This is a genomic window from Shewanella sp. 10N.286.51.B8 (genome assembly GCF_041469325.1).
Lineage (GTDB): Bacteria > Pseudomonadota > Gammaproteobacteria > Enterobacterales > Shewanellaceae > Shewanella.
In genome coordinates, this window is the sequence record NZ_JBFRKG010000004.1 from 91987 (window position 1) to 98549 (window position 6563).

The 6563-nt window shown below is 43.2% G+C and carries 6 protein-coding genes; all 6 read left to right on the forward strand.

Annotated elements, in window-relative coordinates; all coding sequences use genetic code 11:
* The first annotated feature begins 5 nt into the window (after window positions 1–5).
* Window positions 6–1394, forward strand: a complete 1389-nt coding sequence (gene mpl, locus AB4160_RS01695) for a UDP-N-acetylmuramate:L-alanyl-gamma-D-glutamyl-meso-diaminopimelate ligase (protein ID WP_372003400.1) — start codon at window positions 6–8, stop codon at window positions 1392–1394.
* 88 nt (window positions 1395–1482) lie between these two features.
* Window positions 1483–2154 carry a flavin prenyltransferase UbiX gene (locus AB4160_RS01700; RefSeq protein ID WP_102475935.1) on the forward strand — a complete coding sequence of 224 codons (672 nt, stop codon included), beginning with the start codon at window positions 1483–1485 and terminating at the stop codon, window positions 2152–2154.
* A 7-nt stretch (window positions 2155–2161) separates the two neighbouring features.
* A complete protein-coding gene (gene hpt / locus AB4160_RS01705) occupies window positions 2162–2692 on the forward strand; it encodes a hypoxanthine phosphoribosyltransferase (RefSeq protein ID WP_102440266.1) in 531 nt (176 codons plus the stop codon).
* Between the two features lie 162 nt (window positions 2693–2854).
* A complete protein-coding gene (locus tag AB4160_RS01710; protein WP_372003403.1) occupies window positions 2855–3790 on the forward strand; it encodes an ABC transporter ATP-binding protein in 936 nt (311 codons plus the stop codon).
* On the forward strand, window positions 3790–4560 hold the full coding sequence (locus AB4160_RS01715) for an ABC transporter permease (protein ID WP_372003406.1): 771 nt from the start codon (window positions 3790–3792) through the stop codon (window positions 4558–4560). The genes AB4160_RS01710 and AB4160_RS01715 overlap by 1 nt, the downstream gene beginning before the upstream one ends.
* Window positions 4561–5409: 849 nt before the next feature.
* Window positions 5410–6563, forward strand: a 1154-nt coding sequence (locus AB4160_RS01720; protein ID WP_372003408.1) for a cadherin-like domain-containing protein, incomplete at its 3' end; no start/stop codon positions are given.

Sequence of the window (6563 nt, forward strand, 5' to 3'; positions counted from 1 at the left end):
ACGGCATGCACGTACATATTCTTGGAATTTGTGGCACTTTTATGGGCGGTTTAGCGTTATTAGCCCGCGGTATGGGACACAAAGTCACCGGTAGTGATGCCAATGTGTATCCACCTATGAGCACCCAGCTTGAACAGCAAGGCATTGAGCTTATTCAAGGCTTCGACCCCGTACAGCTGGGTAAAGAAGGTGAAAATCAGCCAGATTTAGTGGTCATTGGTAATGCTATGAGCCGTGGTAATCCTTGTGTTGAAGCAGTATTAAACCGTGGCATTAAATACACCTCAGGGCCGCAGTTTTTATCAGAATATATCTTGCCAGAACGCTGGGTACTGGCGGTATCAGGCACCCATGGTAAAACCTCAACCTCCAGTATGTTGGCGTGGGTATTAGAATATTGCGGCTATGAGCCGGGCTTTTTAATTGGTGGCGTACCGCAAAACTTTGGCGTGTCAGCCCGTTTAGGTAACTCGCCTTTTTTTGTGGTTGAGGCCGATGAATATGACAGTGCCTTTTTCGATAAACGCTCTAAGTTTGTGCATTACCGCCCGCGCACTTTAGTGATCAATAATCTTGAGTTTGATCATGCCGACATATTTGCCGATCTGGCTGCTATTCAGCGTCAATTTAACCATGTTATCCGCACGGTTCCTGGTGAAGGTAAAGTCATTTGGCCTGCTGAAGTAGAGGCGGTAAAACAAGTGATTGAATTAGGTTGTTGGAGCGAGCAAGAGCATTTTTATGCAACTGAGCATAGCGCCACAGGCTGGTATGGTAAAACCATTGCTGCAGACGGTCATGAGTTTGAAGTGATGTTTAATGGCGAGTCCCAAGGCATATTAAACTGGGGCTTAATCGGTCAGCACAATATTGAAAATGCCATAATGGCCATCGCAGCAGCAAGGCATGTTGGCGTAGCGCCAAGTCATGCTATTGAAGCCTTGAGCCAATTTGCGCCGCCAAAACGTCGTTTAGAGCTATTAGATACCGTTAATGGCATTGCGGTTTATGATGACTTTGCGCATCATCCAACGGCCATTGAAACGACTTTACAAGGCCTGCGCGCCAAAGTGGGCGAGGGCGATTTAGCTACAGGTAAATTAATCGTGGTGCTCGAGCCGCGCTCAAACACCATGAAAAGCGGCGTACATAAAGACACTTTAGCAGCATCTATGGCCTTAGCGGATTGCGCCTTTTTGTATCAAGCGGACAATGTCGGCTGGGATTTAAAAGCCAATATGGCTAGCGCCAGTATTCCTGTTGCCGTGTTTACGGATATCGACGCCATTATTGCTCAAGTTAAAGCTCAAGCACAAAGTGGTGATACCGTAGTGATTATGAGTAATGGCGGCTTTCATGGTATTCATCAACAATTGATAAATGCCCTAAAATAACCTTTTAGATAAGGTTAGTTTAGGTTAATAGTCATCAATAAGTCGGTTTTGGCCGTATAAGCGGTAAAGCTTGATTAAAAGAGAACATATGAGTAATTCGAACCACCCGTACGCAAAAAAAGAAAAGGCCATTAGTCTCGCGTGGACTGGCGCTTCTGGTGCGCCCTATGGTTTAAAGTTACTGCAGTGCTTACTGACCGCCGATTACCAAGTGTTTTTGATGATCTCAAGTGCTGCCAGAGTGGTGCTTGCCACTGAAGAAGGTTTGCAACTGAGCGCAAACTCAGAAAAAGCCTGTCAGCAGTTATTAGCCCATTTTAAGATGGATAAAAATGCTGCTGGTGAGCTGGTGGTTTTGGGCAAAGATGAATGGTTTTCGCCACCGGCATCTGGCAGTGCGGCGCCAAAGCAAATGGTGGTTTGCCCCTGCTCAACAGGCACTTTAGCGGCGATTGCCACCGGAATGAGTAATAATTTGTTAGAAAGAGCGGCAGATGTAGTAATAAAAGAGCGCGGTCAATTAATCCTTGTTCCTCGGGAAACTCCTTTTAGTGCCATACACTTAGAGCATATGTTAAGCCTGACTCGCAACGGCGCGACCATCATGCCAGCGGCACCAGGCTTTTATCATTATCCCAAATCGATAGAAGATCTGGTAAACTTCATGGTTTCCCGAATTCTAGATCATTTGGGCATAGAGCACGGGCTGACAAATCGTTGGGGATATGCCAACGACAAGTCCGAAAAAATCGACAATTGAGAGTAATATGAAACACACAACAGAAGTGATGATTTCTGCAGAAGAAATCAGCGAAAAACTGGATATATTAGCTGAAAGGATTAATACCCATTACGCAGACAGCGAACGTTTGCTAATGGTCGGCTTATTGAAAGGGTCTGTGGTTTTTATGGCTGACTTATGTCGCCGTATCAAAGGCCATGTTGAAATCGACTTCATGTCAGTTTCAAGTTATGGCAATGCAATGACAAGCACACGTGACGTGAAGATCCTTAAAGATGTATCATCTGAGATTGCCGGACGTGACGTATTGATTGTTGAAGATTTAATTGATTCAGGTAATACCTTAAATAAAGTACGTGAGATGTTATTACTGCGCGAGCCTAAAAGCTTAGCATTATGTACATTACTCGATAAGCCTGAGCGTCGTGAAGTTAATGTACCAGTCGACTTTATTGGTTTTACCATTCCTGATGAGTTCATCGTCGGCTATGGTATTGACTACGCAGAGCAATATCGTAACTTACCTTACATTGCTAAAGTTGTACCATTAGATTAATCCAATCTGTGGTCGACCAACTCCCGCTATAGGCGGGAGTTTTGTTTTGGGCGTCAGAAAATTTTGCGTGTTAATCATTTACATTAGGTCATTAAGATCATGTAATTAAGACAGTGTAATTAACAGCACGTCATTCGCAATTCATGAACCAGAGGTATCACAATGAGCAACCCCACCAAAGCGTTGGTGATCGAAAACCTGCAAAAAACCTATAAGAGCGGTGTTCAAGCGGTTAAAGGCCTTAGCTTAACCGTAGAGCAGGGCGATTTTTTTGCGCTATTAGGCCCCAATGGTGCGGGTAAATCGACGACTATTGGCGTGATTAGCTCATTAGTGCAAAAGACATCAGGCAGCGTTAAAGTGTTCGATTATGATATCGACAACAACTTAGAGCGCGCCAAAATGTGCATTGGTTTAGTGCCGCAAGAATTTAACTTCAATCAGTTTGAAACCGTGCTGCAAATTGTAGTTAACCAAGCCGGTTACTATGGCGTGACCCGCGCAGTGGCATTGCAGCGTGCACAAAAGTATTTAAGCCAGTTAGATTTATGGGAAAAGCGTGATAGCCAAGCACGAGCGTTATCAGGCGGCATGAAGCGCCGTTTAATGATTGCTCGTGCGTTAATGCATGAGCCACAATTGTTGATCCTTGATGAACCAACAGCAGGGGTAGATATTGAGCTTCGCCGCTCGATGTGGGAGTTCTTAAAGCAAATTAACGCCCAAGGCGTGACCATTATTTTGACCACCCATTACCTTGAAGAAGCTGAAATGCTGTGCCGCAATATCGGCATTATCGATAAAGGCTTATTGGTTGAATGCACTAGCATGAAAAGCCTACTCAGTAAGCTGGATGTGGAAACCTTCATTTTAGATTTAAGCGATAATATTACCACTGCCCCTGTATTAAATAACATGAGTTGTCGCTTAGTGGATGGTCACACATTGGAAGTGGATGTGGCTAAAGCCAATAATTTGAATGACTTGTTTAACCAGTTAAGCAATGCAGATATCGAAGTGCTATCAATGCGCAACAAAGCTAATCGCCTTGAAGAGCTATTTGTCGAGTTAGTTAAAAAAACTAAGGACTCAAAATAATGAACAAGCTTTATTGGATTGCCTTTAAAAGTATTTTAATTAAAGAAACCAATCGTTTTACCCGTATTTGGGTACAAACCTTAGTGCCGCCAGCCATTACCATGACCTTGTACTTTTTGATTTTTGGTAACTTAATTGGCAACCGTATTGGTGAAATGGGCGGCGTATCGTACATGGAGTTTATCGCACCAGGTTTAATCATGATGTCGGTTATCACCAACTCCTATTCTAATGTGGTCTCGTCCTTTTTTAGTGCCAAAATGCACGGCAGTATTGAAGAGTTAATGGTGGCACCTGTGCCGCATTATGTGATGATTGCCGGTTTTGTTGGCGGCGGCGTCGCCCGTGGCTTAAGTGTCGGCTTGATTGTGACCTTGGTGGCAATGTTCTTTGTTAACCTCAGCCTACATCATGTTGGCTTAGTGATTATGACGGTGTTTTTAACCTCGGTGTTATTTGCGTTAGGCGGGTTAATTAACGCGGTATTTGCTAAAAGTTTTGATGACATTAGCATTATCCCCACTTTCATTTTAACGCCACTGACTTATCTTGGTGGGGTGTTTTACTCGCTGTCATTACTACCTGATTTTTGGCAAGGCGTGTCAGCGCTAAACCCTGTGGTATATATGATAAACGTGTTCCGCTACGGCTTTTTAGGCTTTGCTGATATCAGTGTGCCGTTATCAATTGCCATTATGGTAGGCTTTTGTGCCTCGCTATGGTTTGTAGCATACTACCTTATTTCACGTGGCATCGGCCTACGTAGCTAGGTTTAGTTAGCTGTTAAGCTAGCTTGGTTAAACTTCCTTGGTTAAATGTAGCTGAGCAAGATTGTTGAAAGGACTCTAATGAGTCCTTTTTTGTTATTTGGCTGTCGCTTTAACTAAATCGCGACATAACTATGCTGCAATGGTAATTACTGAGAAAAACTTAATTCTTAGCTGTTAATGGAGGAATATCAGCTGATCATTTGCCATTTTAATCCTTTTCGCTTCCATTCTTAAACTTCTCTCATTCACTTAAGGCTTTACGATTGAGTCATTATTGTTTGGCATTAGCAGACTATTGTCGGGGTTAGTATTGGTTGAAGTGTAATAGTTAAATTCAGCTTTGAGCTATTTATTGTTGAAGCGCTACACATCAATATTAATAATTCGTCATATGAATAGTTTTAAAAATACTAATAAAGGGGCTTAGCCTTTTTATATTATTCTTGGATATTACTTTTAATTTGAGTTGATATTAAATCTACTTATAGCTTCATTTAATCTAGTAACGTTATTTATTTAGCCGCTATTTGGGCAACCCCCTCGAATACTCTTCCTCTGTCAACCTGTCAACTTGGCATGTTGATTTGTTGTTTTATTGATCTAGATCAAAAAAGTGTGTTTTTTATACACAAACTCAAAACTATAGACTACCGTTAATTATACAGGCTAGTTTAAATCTAAAGGCATAGTTATGTTGAGTTTTAACATAGGTGTGAATAAAAACTAGGGTTTGATTGGCCTTCCGAAAATGATTCAAAAAATTTATTAAATGAACAAGAGAACTGCCCAGTTCTCTTGGGGATTCCGTGCTTTTAAATTCAATTAATTATTTTATAAATAGGCCTTTTTATGTCAAATGATAACCTGTCTAATAATCCTGAAAATGATGCTCTTAATGATGCTGTTGAACAAGTAAACACAGAAGACTCGACGGTTTCATCATCTAAGGCTGAGAATAATCAATCAACAGTCACCAATACTGTTGCGACTGCGACATCATCGGTAGACATACAAACGGCAGAAGAAAGCTTGGCTCCTTCAGGCGGCTCAGAATCATCAACAGATGACTCTCAAACTGATGATGCAGAGGCCGCCAATGCCGAGGCTTCTTCTGCAGCCCCTAGTTCAACAGATTCTCAATCATCAGCTGTTGAAAGCTCAACCTCAGATGCTGATACGGAAGCAGCTAGTAGCTCTGCGGCCGAAGGGGCAGCTAATGCAGCCCCTGAAGAGGCTGTATCTTCAGGCGCCCAAAGTATCGGTGGGGCTGAAGGTGCTTCAACTAGTTCAGGTGCGCCATCTTCGTCAGCAACTGCGTCTGCAGCAACACCATCAAGTGCAAATAGCGAAACTGAAATATCTGATGGCGCCTCATCAACAGATGCAAGCACTGCGACCAACAGTGAGACTTTTGAGGTAAATGTTTCAAGTGATAACAATGCTGATGGTCAGATAGACGCTGATGATCTACCTACCACAGATACGACTACTGACTCGATGAGTTTTAATGTCGATGTGACCGCGGTAAATGATGCTGCCGAGGTAGAAGACCAAGCTTTCTCAATGAATGAAGACGGCGTAATCATCATTACCGATGAGCAGCTGCTGGCAGGTGCTACCGACGTAGATGGTGATGACCTGCTAATTGATTCAGTTACCTACACCGGCACTGACGGTGTGCTTACCGACAACGGTGATGGCACCCATAGCTTTGCGCCAAATGAAAACTTCAATGGTGATTTACAGCTAGAGTTTGGTGTCAGTGATGGCACCGTTGTGACCCCAGCTAACATCGATATCGCGGTTACGGATGTCAACGATGCACCGGTTGCGGGTTCAACCTCATACACAGTCAACGAAGACGGCCAAATCACCATTAGCGCTGAGCAGCTATTAGCGAACTCAAGTGATGTGGATGGCACTGTCAGCCTAGACTCAGTGTCTTACTCTGGTACTGACGGTATCCTGGTTCAAAACCAAGATGGCTCAGTGACCTTCTCGCC